General features: G+C 71.3%; 12 protein-coding genes. 7 read left to right on the plus strand and 5 right to left on the minus strand.

The features are described from left to right. Positions 1-13: 13 nt before the first annotated feature. The 7 genes from Q8N10_RS01675 to trxA all read left to right on the plus strand — a co-directional run bounded on the left by Q8N10_RS01675 (position 14) and on the right by trxA (position 10,063). Positions 14-886, plus strand: coding sequence for a 1-acyl-sn-glycerol-3-phosphate acyltransferase (locus Q8N10_RS01675; RefSeq protein WP_304776370.1), 873 nt, complete (start codon positions 14-16; stop codon positions 884-886). Continuing rightward, complete coding sequence (gene tsaE, locus Q8N10_RS01680; protein ID WP_304776373.1) at positions 883-1,350, plus strand: tRNA (adenosine(37)-N6)-threonylcarbamoyltransferase complex ATPase subunit type 1 TsaE; 468 nt, start codon at positions 883-885, stop codon at positions 1,348-1,350. Before Q8N10_RS01675 ends, tsaE begins: the two co-directional genes overlap by 4 nt. Next, on the plus strand, positions 1,328-2,425 hold the full coding sequence (amgK, locus tag Q8N10_RS01685) for an N-acetylmuramate/N-acetylglucosamine kinase AmgK (RefSeq protein ID WP_304776376.1): 1,098 nt from the start codon (positions 1,328-1,330) through the stop codon (positions 2,423-2,425). Before tsaE ends, amgK begins: the two co-directional genes overlap by 23 nt. Beyond that, positions 2,422-3,138, plus strand: a complete 717-nt coding sequence (locus Q8N10_RS01690) for a nucleotidyltransferase family protein (protein ID WP_304776378.1) — start codon at positions 2,422-2,424, stop codon at positions 3,136-3,138. Before amgK ends, Q8N10_RS01690 begins: the two co-directional genes overlap by 4 nt. Next, complete coding sequence (addB, locus tag Q8N10_RS01695; RefSeq protein ID WP_304776380.1) at positions 3,135-6,170, plus strand: double-strand break repair protein AddB; 3,036 nt, start codon at positions 3,135-3,137, stop codon at positions 6,168-6,170. The genes Q8N10_RS01690 and addB overlap by 4 nt, the downstream gene beginning before the upstream one ends. After that, positions 6,167-9,658: a double-strand break repair helicase AddA gene (gene addA / locus Q8N10_RS01700; protein ID WP_304776383.1), complete on the plus strand. Its 3,492-nt coding sequence runs from the start codon at positions 6,167-6,169 to the stop codon at positions 9,656-9,658. The genes addB and addA overlap by 4 nt, the downstream gene beginning before the upstream one ends. 81 nt (positions 9,659-9,739) lie before the next feature. After that, positions 9,740-10,063 carry a thioredoxin gene (gene trxA / locus Q8N10_RS01705; RefSeq protein ID WP_304776386.1) on the plus strand — a complete coding sequence of 108 codons (324 nt, stop codon included), beginning with the start codon at positions 9,740-9,742 and terminating at the stop codon, positions 10,061-10,063. Positions 10,064-10,099: 36 nt separating this feature from the next. On the opposite strand, the gene Q8N10_RS01710 is transcribed toward trxA, so the two are convergent. From Q8N10_RS01710 to trpB, 5 genes are all read right to left on the minus strand, one after another. After that, positions 10,100-10,960 carry a hypothetical protein gene (locus Q8N10_RS01710; protein ID WP_304776387.1) on the minus strand — a complete coding sequence of 287 codons (861 nt, stop codon included), beginning with the start codon at positions 10,958-10,960 and terminating at the stop codon, positions 10,100-10,102. 91 nt (positions 10,961-11,051) lie between these two features. Further along, on the minus strand, positions 11,052-12,368 hold the full coding sequence (locus Q8N10_RS01715) for a folylpolyglutamate synthase/dihydrofolate synthase family protein (RefSeq protein ID WP_304776389.1): 1,317 nt from the start codon (positions 12,366-12,368) through the stop codon (positions 11,052-11,054). A gap of 48 nt (positions 12,369-12,416) precedes the next feature. Continuing rightward, a complete protein-coding gene (gene accD, locus Q8N10_RS01720) occupies positions 12,417-13,349 on the minus strand; it encodes an acetyl-CoA carboxylase, carboxyltransferase subunit beta (protein ID WP_304776392.1) in 933 nt (310 codons plus the stop codon). 5 nt (positions 13,350-13,354) lie between these two features. Then, on the minus strand, positions 13,355-14,188 hold the full coding sequence (trpA, locus tag Q8N10_RS01725) for a tryptophan synthase subunit alpha (protein ID WP_304776395.1): 834 nt from the start codon (positions 14,186-14,188) through the stop codon (positions 13,355-13,357). Further along, positions 14,185-15,408: a tryptophan synthase subunit beta gene (gene trpB / locus Q8N10_RS01730; protein WP_304776398.1), complete on the minus strand. Its 1,224-nt coding sequence runs from the start codon at positions 15,406-15,408 to the stop codon at positions 14,185-14,187. Before trpB ends, trpA begins: the two co-directional genes overlap by 4 nt. Positions 15,409-15,443: the final 35 nt, after the last annotated feature.

Raw genomic sequence — 15,443 nt, forward strand, 5'->3', positions numbered from 1 at the left:
CATCCTGCGCCCCATGAGCAGTGTCGCCACCGAAGCCCTGCCGGCGCGGCGGGCCTACCACGACCACATCGTCGACACCCTGATCGCCGAGCGCGCGCCCAAGCTCTCGGGCGGGGTCGCGTGGCCGCTGCTTCGCCCCCTGCTCTATCGCCTGCTGGACTATCGCAAGGCGCGGTCCATGGCCGACGCCATCGCTCCCATGGGCGGCCGCGAGGCCCTCGACTACGTGTCGCGCCTGCTCGATGTGAAGGTGAGCGCGCGCGGCCTGGACCGCGTGCCGCGCACCGGGCGCCTGGTGCTGATCTGCAACCATCCCACCGGCATCGCCGACGGTGTCGCGGTCTATGACGCCCTGCGGGCCCTGCGCCCGGATGTCTGTTTCTATGCCAATTCCGACGCTCACCGGGTGTCCGAGGCCTTTGGAGAGGTGCTGATCCCGGTGGAATGGCGCGAGGAGAAACGCACCCGCGAACGGACGCGCAACACGCTGAACCTGACCCGCGAGGTGCTGGAGGCCGAACGCCCCCTGGTGATCTTCCCGGCCGGACGCCTGGCCAGACGAGGCCTGGACGGAGCCTTGGCCGAGTCGCCCTGGATGAGCAGCGCGCTGTCCATCGCCCGCAAGTACGAGGCCCCTATCGTACCCCTGCACCTGAGCGGCCCCTGGTCGACCCTGTTCCATTTCTTCCACCGCTTCTCTCCGGAGCTGAGGGACATCACCCTGTTCCATGAGCTGCTGAACAAGCGGGGCCAGCAGTTCCACCTGACCGTCGGCCCCATCGTGGGGCCCGAGCGGCTGGACACCGACGTCACCACCGCCACCGACCAGCTCAAGGCCTATGTCGAGCACGTCCTGCCCCAGCATCCCGACCGGGCCTTCGCATGATCGTGGAGGCGGACGGCGACTTCCGCCTGGATGACGAGGACGCCACCTCCGCCCTTGGCGCGGCCCTAGCCGAGGCGCTGCGGGTCGGCGAGGCCATCTGCCTGACCGGCCCCCTGGGGGCGGGGAAATCCACCCTGGCCCGGGCCCTGATCCGCGCGCTGACAACGCCCACGGAGGATGTGCCCAGCCCCACCTTCACCCTGGTTCAGTTCTATGAGGGCGAGGGCCTTTCGGTGGCCCACTTCGACCTCTACCGGCTCACCAGCGCCGACGAGGCTTATGAGATCGGCCTCGAAGAGGCCCTGGAGGACGGGGCGGCCTTGATCGAATGGCCCGAACGGCTGGAAGGTCGCCTGCCAGCCGACCGGCTGGATATAGAGATCACCATTGAGGGCGAGGGCCGCCGGGCCCGCCTGACCCCCAACGGCGCCTGGGAAGGACGTGGGTTTGAGTTCCGATCGTGAGGCCATCAAGTCCGCCTTCCTGGACCGGCACGGCTGGGGCGACGCCGCCCGCGTGCCGCTGAGCGGCGACGCCTCGACCCGGGCCTATGAACGGCTGCATCCCGCCACCGGGCCCAGCCTGATCTTCATGGACCAGCCGCCGAACGCCGAGACCGCCCCCTGCCATCCTGAGGCCACGCCGGACGATCGCGCCAAGGCCGGCTACAACGCCCTCGCCCGCCTCGCCGCCGGCCGGGTCGACGCCTTTGTCGCCGTGGCCGAATGGCTCAAGGCCCAGGGCCTGTCGGCGCCGGCCATCCTGGCCCACGACGCCGCCCAGGGGCTGGCGGTGCTGGAAGATCTCGGCGACGACCTGTTCGCCGTGCTGATCGAGGGCGGCCTGGACGAGGCGCCGCTCTACGACGCCGCCATCGAGGGCCTGGTGCGCCTGCACGAGGCCCCGGCGCCCGAGGCGCTCACCGCGCCCGGCATCGAATGGCCGCTGCTGGACTATGACGAGGTGGCCCTGAAGACCGCCGGCGACATCCTTCCAGAGTGGCTGCCGAGGCTGAAGCCCGAACTCAACTTCAGCGACGCCGCCGTCGCGCAGTGGGACGCGATCTGGGCCCCGATCCGGGCGCAGGGCGCAGCGGGCGCGTCCGTCTTCTGCCATCGCGACTACCACGCCGAGAACCTGATCTGGCTGCCCGACCGCCAGGGCGCCGCCCGCGTCGGCCTGCTGGACTTCCAGGACGCGGTTCGCGCCCACCCGGCCTGGGACATGTCCATGCTGCTGCACGACGCCCGGCGCGATGTCTCGCCGCAGCGGGAGGCCGCGGCGCTGGATTACTACTTCAAGCTCCGCCCCGAGCTGGACCAGGCGCGATTCCTGGCCGACTATCACGCCCTGGGCGCCCTCAACATCGTCCGCATCCTGGGGATCTTCGCCCGGCTGGTGACCCGGGACGGCAAGCCCCGCTACGCCGCCTTCATGCCCCGGCTCTGGCGCTACCTGGACACCTGCCTGGCCGATCCGGCCCTGGCCGACCTCAAGGTCTGGTTCGACGCCAACGTGCCCGCGAGCTCGCGCACATGAGCACGCCCGGCCCGAAGGTGGCGATGGTCCTGGCCGCCGGGATCGGCAGCCGCATGCGTCCCCTGACCAATGACCGGCCCAAGGCCCTGGTGACAGTGAAGGGCAAGGCCCTGATCGACCATGTCCTGGACCGCCTGCACGAGGCCGGGATCGAGACGGCCGTGGTCAATGTCCACCACTTCGCCGACCAGATGGAGGCCCACCTGGCGGGCCGCACCAACCCCCGCGTGGTCATCGCCGACGAGCGCGCCACCCTGCTGGACTCCGGCGGCGGCATCAAGAACGCCCGCCACCTGCTCGGCGACGACCCCATCCTGGTGGCCAACATCGATAGCCTGTGGGTCGGCGGCGAGGTTCCGCCCCTGGAGGCCATGAAGCGGGCCTGGGATCCGGCGAAGATGGACCTCCTGCTGCTGCTGGTCCCCCGCGACCAGGGCATCGGCCTGGAGGGGCCCCGCGGCTTCCGCCAGGAAACCGACGGGCGCATCATCCACATGGCCGACGACGCCAACGCCGCGCCGCTGGCCAATGTCGGGTTCCAGATCATGAAGCCGCAGCTGCTGGACGATCAGCCGGAGGGGGCCTTCTCCATCCTGCCCATCTGGTGGCGGCTGCAGGACGAGGGCCGCATCCACGGCGTGGCCATGGACGCCTTCTGGCTGCACGTCGGCGATCCCGCCGCCCGGGACGAGGCCGAAGCGAGGCTGACGTGATCGCCCTGCTCGCAGGCGAAGGCCCCCGCTGGTTCAACATCCCGGCCCACCGCCCCTTCGTCCACGACCTGGCGCGGGGCCTGTTCGACGCCCTGTCGCCGCTTGGCCCCGAGGCCCTGTCCCAGGCCGTGGTTCTCACCCCCACCCGCCGCGGCGCCCGGGCGCTCGCCGACGCCTTCATCGCCGCCGCCGGAGGCCGCGCCGTCCTGCCGCCGCAGATCAGGCCCCTGGGGGATCTGGACGAAGGCGAGCCGCCCTTCGAGCCCGGCGACCTGGCCATCGACCTGCCCGCCGCCATCGGGCCCCTGCGCCGCCGTTTCGAGCTGATCGCCCTGGTGAAGGGCCACGAAAAGGAACTGAAGCGCGAGCTGGACGCCTCGGCCGCCCTGGAACTGGCCGACGCGCTCGGGTCCTTCCTCGACAGCCTGCAGATCGAGGAGGTCAGCGCCAGGGATGGCCTGGCCGACCTGGTGAGCGCCGACCTCGCCGAGCACTGGCGGGTCAGCCGGGAGTTCCTGGAGACCGCGCTGACCTCCTGGCCCGCTCGCCTGCACGAGCTCGGCGTCGTCGATGTCAGCCAGCGCCGGGTAGCCCTGCTGCGCGCCCTCGCGGAATCCTGGGACCGCAGGCCGCCCGAGGGAATTCTCATCGCCGCGGGCTCCACCGGCACGGCGCCGGCCACCGCCGACCTGCTGACCGTCATCGCCCGCGCGCCCCAGGGCGCGGTGATCCTGCCCGGCCTCGACGAGAGCCTTGCCGACAAGGCCTGGGCCCAGGTGGGCGAACAACACCCTCAAGGCGCCATGAAGCGTCTGCTGACCCGCGCCGGGATCGCCCGCCGCGACGTCCTGCTCTGGCCGGCCTCCGACACCCTGGACACCGCCGGCCGCTGGCGCCGCCGGGTGATCAACGAGGCCCTGCGGCCCGCCGAGGCCACCGCCGACTGGCTGACCGTCATCGAGACCCTGCGCGCCGAGGGCCAGGCCGAGGACATCGACCCCATCGCCGAGGGCCTGAAGGGTCTGTCGGTGGTCACCGCCCGGGGAGAGGAAGAGGCCGCCACAGTGGCCGCCCTGCTGCTGCGTGAGGCGCTGGAGGTTCCCGGCCGGACCACCGCCCTGGTGGCGCCCGACCAGACCCTGGCCCGCCGCGTCGCCGCCAAGCTGGCCCGCTGGGGCGTCGCCGCCGACTCCTCGGCGGGCTCGGCCCTGGCCGGCTGCCGCTGCGGGGTGCTGGCCGCCCTGGTCGCCAAGGCGGCCGACGATCCCCTGGACCCGGTCACCCTGCTGGCCATCGCCAAGCATCCCTTGGTCTGTCTCGGCGCCGACCCCGAGACCCTCGACCGGCGGCGCGCCGCCCTGGAGCTGCACGGCCTGCGCGGGCCCCGCAAGACCACCTGGGCCGCCCTGGAGGCCCACCTGCGCCGCAAGGCCTCGGACGCCCGCATCGAACCCGGCGCGGTTGAGGACGCCCTGGCCTTGGCCGCCCAGCTCCGCGACGCCCTGACCCGTCTGCAGGCGCCCTATACCGACGACGAGGCCCGCCCCGCCGACGCCGCCCGCACCCTGGCTGAAACCATGGAGGCCCTGGCCGCAGACCAGACCGGCGACACCGGCGACCTCTGGGCCGGCCATGGCGGCGAGGCCCTGGGCCGCCTGCTCTCGGGCCTGATGAGCGAATCCGACGGTTCGCCGGCCGTCAGCCGCCGGGGCTTTGCGGATCTCCTGGCCCGGCTGATGTCGGGGGAAAGCATCCGCTCGGGCGGCGCCACCCATCCCCGCCTGCGCATCCTGGGCGCCATCGAGGCCCGCCTGACCCGCGCCGACCGGCTGATCGTCGCCGGCCTGGAGGAAGGCGTCTGGCCCCAGGGCGCGGCCCTGGACCCCTTCCTGTCGCGGCCGATGCGCGAGGCGCTCGGCCTGCCGCCGCCGGAGCGCCGCGTGGGCCTGGCCGCCCACGACTTCGCCCAGGCCGCCTGCGCGCCCGAGGTGATCCTGCTGCACTCCGAGCGCCGCGAGGGCGCGCCCGCCGTGAAGTCCCGCTGGCTGTGGCGGCTGGAGACCCTGGCGCGCGGCGCCGGCATCGACCTGCCGACCCGTCCCGAGATCCTGGACTGGGCGAGATCCCTCGACGCGACCACCGACTACACCCCCGCCAAGCGCCCCGCCCCGCGCCCGCCGGTCGCCGACCGCCCCCGCGAAATGGCCGTCACCCGGGTCGAGGCCCTGACCCGCGACCCCTATGCCGTCTGGGCCCGTGACATCCTGCGGCTCTACCCCCTCGAGCGTCCCGACGAGGCCGTGGAGGCCCGCGCCCGCGGCACCGCCATCCACAAGGCCTTCGAGCGCTTCGCCGAGGCTCATCCCGTTGAGGTTCCCCCTGACGCCGCGTCGATCTTCGAAGCCATGTACGTCACCGCTCTTGAGGAGGCCGGCATGCCCCACGAGGCCCTGGCCCGCGAAAGCGCCCTCGCCCGCGAGGCTGCGCTATGGGTCGCCGACCTGGAGCGCCGGCGCCGCGCCGACGGCCGCACCATCCATGTCGAGCTGAAGGGCGAGCTGGAGATCAATGCGCCCGGCGGCCTCTTCAAGGTCAACGCCCGGGCCGACCGCATCGAGATCTCGCCGGAGGGCTACGGCCACATCCTCGACTACAAGACCGGCAAGGCGCCCTCGCAGAAGGTGGTGGACACCGGTTTCTCGCCGCAGCTCACCCTGACCGCCGCCATCCTGGCCTATGGTGGTTTCCCGACCCTCGGCCGCCCCATGCCTGGCGACCTGACCTATCTCGAGGTCACTGGCCGCAAGCCCGCTGGCCGCGAGGAGACCCGCGCCGCCGCGGGCGAGGAGAGCGAGGCCGCCGCCCGCACCGCCCTGGACGGCCTGGGCAAGCTGGTCGCCCGCTTCGACGACCCGGCACAGCCCTACCTGTCCCGATCGGCCCCACAGTTCGTGAAGACCCACATCAGCGACTACGATCACCTGGCCCGGGTGTTCGAATGGTCCACCAGCGGCGACGAGGAGGGCGAATGACCGTCATTCCCTTCCCCACCCGCGAGATCGATCCGCAACGTGTCGCCGCCGACCCGGAGCTGTCGGCCTTCGTCACCGCCAACGCCGGCTCGGGCAAGACCAAGACCCTGATCGACCGGGTCGCCCGCCTGCTGCTGGCCGGCGCCGAGCCCGCCACCATCCTCTGCGTCACCTACACCAAGGCCGCCGCCGCCGAGATGCAGCGCCGGCTGTTTGGCCTGCTGGGCGACTGGTCGGTCTGCGACGACACCCGCCTGCGGCAGGCCCTGTCGGACCTCGAGGGCCGGCCGATCGGCGACTATGACCCCCTGCGCCTGTCGGCGGCCCGCGCCCTCTTCGCCCGCGCCCTGGAGACCCCCGGCGGCCTGAAGATCCAGACCATCCATGCCTTCTGTGAGAAGCTGCTGCGCCGCTTCCCCCTGGAGGCCGGCGTCTCCCCCGGTTTCCGGGTGATGGACGACGCCGCCAGCGCCGCCATCGCCGACGCCGCCCGCAAGGCCGTGGCCCGCCTGGCGCTCAAGGGCGAGGGGCGGGTCGCTGAGGCCTATGCCCGCTTCTCCGTGGCCCTGGATTTTCAGAGCTTCCAGTCGATGTTCGGCGCCTTCGAGAGCGCTCGGGGCCGCCTCGCCGCCTATCTGGAAAAGCACGGGGGCCTGCCGGGCGCCGTGGCCGATGTCTGGGGGGTCTGCGGCTTCCCCGAGCCGGTCGATCCCGAGGCCGTCGAGCTGCGCGCCATCGCCGCGCTCAACCTGCGCACCTGGCGCGAGGCCGCCGAGGTCCTGGCCCAGGGCGGCAAGGCCGACGCCAAGAACGGCGCGGCCCTCGCGGCCCTCGCCAGCGAGCCGACCTTCCACGGCGCCCTGGCCTGCCTCTTCACCGACAAGGGCGAGGGGACGCCGGCTGCCTGGGTCGCCAAGACCAGCGGCCTCAAGAGCCACGAACCCCTGCGCGCTGGCCTGCTGGCCGACCAGGAAGCCCTGGAGGAGGCCCGCGCCTGGCGCCGCGCCGCCCAGGTGGCCGTGGATACCCAGGGGGCCCTGATCCTGGCCAACGCCTACCTCACCGCCTACGCCATGGAGAAGGCGTCCTACGGCGCGCTGGATTTCTCCGACCTCATCGAAAAGACCCGCGACCTGGTGGCCGAGAGCCCGGCGGCGGCCTGGGTGCTCTACAAGCTGGACGGCGGCATCGACCACATCCTGGTGGATGAGGCCCAGGACACCGCGCCGGACCAGTGGGCCATCGTCCGCTCTCTGGCCGGCGAATTCTTCTCCGGCGCCGGCGTCCCCACCGCGACCCGGCTGGAGCGCAACATGTTCGTGGTGGGCGACGAGAAGCAGTCGATCTACTCCTTCCAGGGCGCCCGGCCCGAGCTGCTGATGGAACAGTTCGAGTTCCACAGGGACCGCGCCACCGGGGCCGGCTTCCGCTTCGAGAAGGTGGATCTGCTGGATTCCTGGCGCTCGACACCCCAGGTGCTCACCTTCGTCGACGCGACCTTCTCCTCGCCGGAACTGGCCACCGCCATCCTGCCGCGCGCCCTGGCCGAGCCCATCACCCACAAGGCGCGCCGGGTCGATCACGCCGGCTGCGTCGACATCTGGCCCCTGGAGCGGGAGGAGAAGGGCGACGTCCGCGAGGCCTGGGACGCCCCCCTCGACCAGGAGACCGAGGCCAGCGCCAACAAGCGCCTGGCCGCCCGCATCGCCTGCGAGATCGGAGACCTGCTGGCCCGCGGCGACGGGGTGTTCGACAAGGGCCTGGGCGAGAGGGGCGAGTGGCGCCCCGCCCGCCCCGGCGACGTCCTGATCCTGGTGCGCCGCCGCAAGGCCCTGTTCGAGGAGATTCTGAGGGCCCTAAAGCACGCCAAGATTCCGGTCGCCGGCGCCGATCGCCTGGCGCTCTCCGAACACATCGTCTTTGACGACCTGGTGGCGGTCGCCCGCTTCGCCCTGTTCCCCGCTGACGACCTGACCCTGGCGGCCCTGCTGCGCAGCCCCTTCTGCGACCTCACCGACGACAGCCTCTACGCCCTGGCCCGCAACCGCGCGCCGCTGAGCCTGTGGCAGGCGCTCACCGCCCGCGCCGAGGAGCGCCCCGAGTGGCGAGAGGCTCACGACCTGCTGACGCGCCTGCTGGAGGAGGCCCGCGAGCGTCGGCCCTTCGAGTTCTATTCCCGCCTGCTGGGCGCCCGCGACGCCGCCGGCCGCTCCATGCGCCAGCGCCTGCTGCGCCGCCTGGGCGGCGAGGCCGAAGACGCCCTGGACGAATTCCTGGCCCAGGTCCTGGCCGCCGAGAGCCGGGGGACCCAGGACCTGGAGAGCCTGACCGCCGCCTTCGCCAGCCTCGACATCACGGTCAAGCGCGAGATGGAGGCCGGCCGCGACGAGGTCCGGGTCATGACCGCCCATGGCGCCAAGGGCCTGGAGGCGCCCATCGTCTTCCTGCCCGAGACCACGCTGAGCCGCGGCGCGCGCGGTACGCCCCTGTTGGAGACCGCGGACGGCGGCTTCCTCTGGTGCGCTTCGGCCAAGGGCGACTGCGAGGCCTCGGCCACCGCCCGCGAACGCCGCGCCGCCCGCGAGGAGGACGAGGCCTACCGCCTGCTCTACGTCGCCCTCACCCGCGCCCGCGACCGCCTGGTGCTCTGCGGCCGGGTCGCCGCCAACGCCAAGGAAGAGAACCTCAAGGGCTGGTGGGGGGCGCTCACGGCGGCCTTCGACCACGCCGAGGTCAGCCCGCACAAGCGCGCCACCACCTGCGGCGAGCTGCAGATCCTGCGGTTCGGCCCCGACCCCGTCGCCTTGGGCAAGGCCGCCGACAGCGCGGCGACCGCGACGACCGCCCCCGCCTGGACCCGGGCGCAGGCCATCGCCGAGCCCCACGCCCGCTACGCCTCGCCGTCGCAGCTGGGGGAGGACGCCGCCACTCCGGCCGCCTCGCCCCTGGCGGTGGTGGCGGGCCTCGGCCGCTTCCGGCGCGGCGACCTGATCCACCGCCTGCTGCAGATCCTGCCCGACCTGGCGCTCGAGGCCCGCCCCGCCGCGGCCCTGCGCCTGCTGGCCCGGGAGCGCGACCTCACCGACGCGCAGCGCGCCGAGATGACCAGCGCGGCCCTGGGCGTGCTGAACGACCCCCGCTTCGCCGAGGTGTTCGGACCGGGCAGCCGCGCCGAGGTGGCCCTGGCCGGAACCGCGTCGAGACTGCCCGCCAGCCTGGCCATCTCGGGACGAATCGACCGGCTCGTGGTGCTGCACGACCGGGTGCTGGTGGCCGATTTCAAGACCAACCGCCCCTCCCCCGACCGCATCGAGGACGCCGACCCGGCCTATCTGCGGCAGATGGCGATCTATGCCGCGGTCCTGGCCGAAGTCTTCCCAGGGCGCGCGATTGAGGCCGCCCTGGTATGGACAGACGGGCCCAAGCTGATGGCGGTCCCAGAAATACTTATCAGCCAAACCCTTGCCGAGCTTGGCCGCGCAGGTTGATACCAGGACAGACGCCGCCTATGTGGCGGATCGAACATCGCGGCTCATTCGTTGAGGCCGCAGGTATTTAAGGAGCTTTTGATGAGCACCGTAGCGGTCACCGACGAGTCCTTTGAGAAGGACGTCCTGCAGTCCAGCAAGCCCGTGCTGGTCGATTTCTGGGCCGAGTGGTGCGGCCCCTGCAAGCAGATCGCCCCGGCGCTCGAGCAGATCGCCGCCGAGCTGGGCGCCCAGGTCACCGTGGCCAAGCTCAACATCGAGGAAAGCCCCACCACCCCCTCGCGCTACGGCGTGCGCGGCATTCCGACGATGATGCTCTTCAAGGACGGCCAGATGGCCTCGATGAAGGTGGGCGCCATGCCCAAGCAGAAGATCGTCGAGTGGCTCAACGAAGCCGGGATCTAAACTGACGCGGCCTTCTCCCCTTGCGGGAGAAGGGCCCTACAACGCCCCGTAGGCCTTCAGCGTCTTCAGCGCCGCCACGGTCATCACGCCGCGATATTCAAGCTGCGGCCCCGGCCCCACCGTCTCCCAGCTGATGGGCCAGCCGCCGTCGTGGTCCTGACGCGCCGCCAGCGCCTCCAGGTGATGGCCCAGCAGCTCCTTGGAGAACAGGCTGTGGCAGAAGCTGGAGGGGCTGGGCGCCCAGTCCAGCGGCTTCTTCACATAGCCCTCGGCGCCTGCGTCCAATTCCACCAGGCCCGGGATGCGCTGCGCCAGAACCGCCAGCGCGGCCTGCGCGCGTGGCCGGTCGCCTGTGTGCTCCAGGAAACAGATCATCGGCATCAGGTCGTGGAACTTGTCCGTCTCCGAGCCCTCCACCACCGACCAGCAATAGGCCTCGCCCCGGGCCGCCCACGGGTGGTCGATCCCGTGCTTGCGTAGCAGGCCCACAATGGCCGCGGTCGGATTGATGTCGGCCGGAGGCTGCTCCCCCTCCACCTTCCACCAGACCGCGTGCGGCGCGGCGTTCACGCTGGGCAGGGCGAAGGGCAGGCCGCCCTCCGGGGTGGCGATGCTGGCCAGCCAGTCGCAGGCGCGGCCGGCCGTCAGCGGATCGAAGGCGTCGACCTCGTCGAGGATCTCGAAGGCGATCTGCACGTCCACCGGCTGGCTCGCCGGATCGCGCTTGTCCGGCTCCAGGGCCGAGCCAAATCCGCCGTCGCGCCCCTGATAGGCGGCCAGAGCCCGCACCACCGGCTCGGCCGAGGCTCCGTCGAAATGATGCTCAAACAGCCGCCGCTCCAGCAGCCGGCCATTGCGCAGCAGGAAGTCTCGGGCGCGGGCGAGGACGTCGGACATGGGAGCTCCCTCGTTGAAGAACAAAACTAGAACGAGAAAGCGGAGATGTGCAAGTGCGCTTTCCTACCCCGCTGCGCAGCGGAGCAACGTCTCAGGTCGGCCAGGTGTCGGGGCTCAGCGCCAGGACCTCGCCGGCGAAGTGCAGGCCGCCGCAGATGATCACGTGAGGGGCCGGGCCATCCACCGCCAGGGCCATGGTGGTGGCCGTCGTCACGTCCGGCGCGGTCTCGGCGGTCAGTCCCGCCTGAGCCGCCGCCGCCGCCAGGTCCTCCGGCGAGAGCGCCGTGGTGGACTCAAACGTCGTGGCGATCACCCGCGCCCCGAGCCGCTGCAGCGGCTCGAAGAAGCCCACCGAGTCCTTGCGGGCGTACTGGGCCACCACCAGGGTCACCGGACGCCCGTCGCGGGCCAGGCGATCCACGGTCTCGGCGAGCGCCCGCCCGCCGTGGGGATTGTGCGCCCCGTCCAGCCACAGGTCGGCGCCGCGCGCCACCGCCGCCGCGCCCAGCGGCCCGGCCGTCAGCCGCTGGAACCGCGCCGGCCACACCGCGCCGGCCACCCCCTTGGCCAGGGCCGCCTCGTCGATGCGCGGGTCGCCCCAGGTGAGCAGGGCCATGACGGCCAGCGCCGCATTGCCCACCTGGTGCGGGCCGTAGAGCCCCGGCATCGGCAGGTCCAGCAGCCGGTCTGGCGTCTGGATCAGCATGCGGCCGTTCTCCTCCCAGGCGTCGATGTCGCGGCCCATGGCCAGCATCGGCGCCGACAGGCCCTCGGCCTCTCGCTCGATGACCTCGAAGGCTTCCTCGATCTGACGCGCCACGATCACCGGGCGGCCCTGCTTGATGATGCCGGCCTTCTCCCAGGCGATCTTGGTCAGCTCGGGCCCCAGCATCTCCAGGTGGTCGTAGTCCACCGGGGTGATGATACAGACCGCCGGCGCGTCGAAGACATTGGTGCAGTCGAACCGGCCCCCCAGCCCCACCTCGATCACGCAGAGGTCGGCGGGCGTCTGGGCGAAGGCCTTCAGCGTCATGGCCGACATGATCTCGTTGAAGCTGATCTCGCCGCCGTCGTTCTCGGCGATAGAGGTGTCGATCAGCTCGCGCAGCCGCTGCTCGCCGATCAGCTCGCCCGCGATGCGGATGCGCTCGGCGAACCGCACCAGGTGCGGCGAGGTCAGCACATGCACCTTCAGCCCCGCCGCCTCGGCGATGGCGCGCAGATAGGCGGTGGTGGAGCCCTTGCCGTTGGTGCCGGCCACGTGGATCACCGGCGGCAGTTTGTCCTGCGGCCTTCCCATGGCCTCCAGCAGGCGCAGCACCCGCCCGGTGGACAGGTCGATCAGGGACGGGAATTCCTCGCGCAGCCGCGCGATCATCGCGTCGAAGGCGCGGATCTCATCATACATGGGGCGTGGCCTGGAGAGGGCTGAACGGGATCAGGCGGAGGCGAGGGATCAGGCGGCTTTTGAAGCGTTTCGTCCCATCATGAGGGTCGTCAGGAGCGAGCCGAGCACGGTGGTCATCTCGCTGCGGGTCACCACCCGGTCCACCATGCCGCGCTCCACCAGGAACTCGGCGCGCTGGAAGCCCGGAGGCAGGGTTTCGCGGATCGACTGCTCGATCACCCGGCGGCCGGCGAAGGCGATCATGGCGTTGGGCTCGGCCAGGTGGATGTCGCCCAGCATGGCGTAGGAGGCGGTCACCCCGCCGCTGGTGGGGTCGGTCATCACCACGATGTAGGGGAGGCCGGCTTCCTTGACCTCGTTGACCGCCACCGTGGTGCGGGCCAGCTGCATCAGGGACAGGGTCCCCTCCTGCATCCGGGCGCCGCCCGAGGCGGTGAAGATCACGAAGGGAACCTGGCGGCGCACGGCTTCCTGGGCGGCCTTGATGAAGGCCTCGCCCGCGGCCATGCCCAGCGACCCGCCCATGAAGGCGAAGTCCTGCACCACCACCACGCAGTCCTGGCCCTTGATGGCGCCAAACGCGATCACCATGGCGTCCTGCTCGCCGGTGGTCTTGCGGGCCGACTTCAGGCGGTCGGGATAGGAGCGGTCGTCGGGGAACTTCAGCGGGTCTTCCACCACGGTCGGCGAGGCGATCCGCTCATAGACACCCTCGTCGAAGGTGTAGCCCAGGCGCTGCTTGGCGCCGATCCGCATGTGGTTGCCGGACGGGGTGACCCACAGGGCCGCCTCCAGGTCCGAGCGATAGATCATCTCGCCGGTGTCAGGGCATTTGACCCAGAGATTCTCCGGGGTCTCGCGCTTGGCCACCAGGTTGCGGACGCCCGGCGCGATCTTGGCCAGCCACCCGCCCCGCTCCCGCGGCGTCGGGTGGCTCGGCGGCTTCTGGGACTTGTCGTTCTTGTGCTCAGCCATCGCCATGTGAACTACACCGTCGGGCTTGCGACTCGCGCCAAGCGCACAGCCTTAGCCAAGGATTCCACTTTGGAAAGAACCCGCGTGGTCACGGTTTCGTTCATCGCCAGGCTTGCGGCGATCTCCTCCACCAGGGCCGAGCCCACCACCACGCCGTCGGCCACCCGCGCCACCGCCTCAGCGCGCTCCGGCGTCTTGATGCCAAAGCCCACGCAGACCGGCAGGCCGCCGGCGGCCCGCACCCGGGCCACATGGGGCGCCACGGTGGCCGCATCGGCCTCCTTCACCCCGGTCACGCCCGCCACGGAGACGTAATAGGCGAAGCCCGAGGTCCGCCGCGCAATCACCTTGAGGCGGGCGTCGTCGCTGGTGGGGGTGGACAGCAGCAGCAGGGACAGCCCCTCGGCGTCCAGGGCGTCGGCCAGGGGGTCGGCCTCCTCCGGCGGGATATCCACAACGATCAGGCCGTCCGCGCCGGCGGCGGCCGCGTCCTGGGCGAAGGCGGCAAAGCCGCGGTTCACCAGGGGATTGGCGTAGCCCATCAGGATGATCGGCGTCGTCTGATCGCCCTTCCGGAATTCGGCGATCATGGCCAGGGTCTTGTTCAGCGTCATGCCGCTCGCAAGCGCGCGCTGAGCGGCCCGCTGGATCGGCGGCCCCTCGGCCATGGGGTCGGAGAACGGGAAGCCCACCTCGATCAGATCGGCCCCGGCGGCCGGCAGGCCCTTCAGAATCTCCAGGCCACGGTCATAGTCGGGATCCCCGGCCATGACGTAGGCCACGAAGGCGGCGCGGTTCTCCGCCTTCAGCGCGGCGAAACGCGCGTCGATGCGAGCCTTGGTCAAATCGCCATCCCCAGGTGGGCGGCGACGGTGGCGACGTCCTTGTCGCCACGGCCCGACAGGTTCAGCACCACGATCCCGTCCTTGCCGACGTCGCGCGCCACGTCGCCCAGCCGGGCGATGGCATGCGCGCTCTCGATGGCCGGCAGGATGCCCTCGAGCTCAGCCAGCAGCTTGAACGCCTCCAGGCTCTCCAGATCGGTGGCGGTGAGGTAGGTGGCGCGCCCCACGTCGTGCAGCCAGGAATGCTCGGGCCCGATGCCCGGATAGTCGAGGCCGGCCGAGATGGAGTGGGCCTCGGTGATCTGACCCTCTGGGTCCTGCAGCAGATAGGTCATGTTGCCGTGCAGGACGCCCGGTCGGCCGCCATTGATGGCCGCGGCATGACGTCCGGTCTCCATGCCCTCGCCCGCGGCCTCGACGCCGATCAGCTTGACGCTCTCGTCGTTGAGGAAGGGGTGGAACATGCCGATGGCGTTGGAGCCGCCGCCGACGCAGGCGACGACGGCGTCGGGCAGGCGGCCCTCGGCCTCCAGGACCTGAGCCTTGGTCTCGCGACCGATCACCGACTGGAAGTCGCGGACCATGGCCGGATAGGGATGCATGCCGGCCGCGGTGCCGATCAGGTAATAGGTGTCGTGGACGTTGGTGACCCAGTCGCGCAGGGCCTCGTTCATGGCGTCCTTCAGGGTCGCCGAGCCGGAGGTCACAGCCTCCACCCGGGCGCCCAGCAGGTTCATGCGGAAGACGTTGGGCTTCTGCCGCTCCACGTCGACGGCGCCCATATAGACCACGCAGGGCAGGCCGTACTTGGCGCAGACCGTGGCCGAGGCCACGCCGTGCTGGCCGGCGCCGGTCTCGGCGATGATCCGGGTCTTGCCCATGCGCCGGGCCAGCAGGATCTGGCCGATGCAGTTGTTGATCTTGTGGGAGCCGGTGTGGTTCAGCTCCTCGCGCTTCAGATAGATCTTGGCGCCGCCGAAATGCGCGGTCAGCCGCTCGGCGAGATAGAGCGGGCTGGGCCGCCCCACATAGTGGGTCAGCAGACCCGACAGTTCCGCCTGGAAGGCCGGATCGGCCTTGGCCGCCGAATAGGCGGCGTCCAGCTCATGGACCAGCGGCATCAGGGTCTCGGGGACGTAGCGTCCGCCATAGTCCCCGAACCGCCCATTGGCGTCGGGATAGGCGGCATAGTCGTTGGGCTTGGCGGTGGGCGCGTTCACGTCACTATCACTCGGCTCGGGATCGGGGCTCAGGC

It is taken from the genome of Phenylobacterium sp., assembly GCF_030693625.1.
GTDB lineage: Bacteria > Pseudomonadota > Alphaproteobacteria > Caulobacterales > Caulobacteraceae > Phenylobacterium > Phenylobacterium ferrooxidans.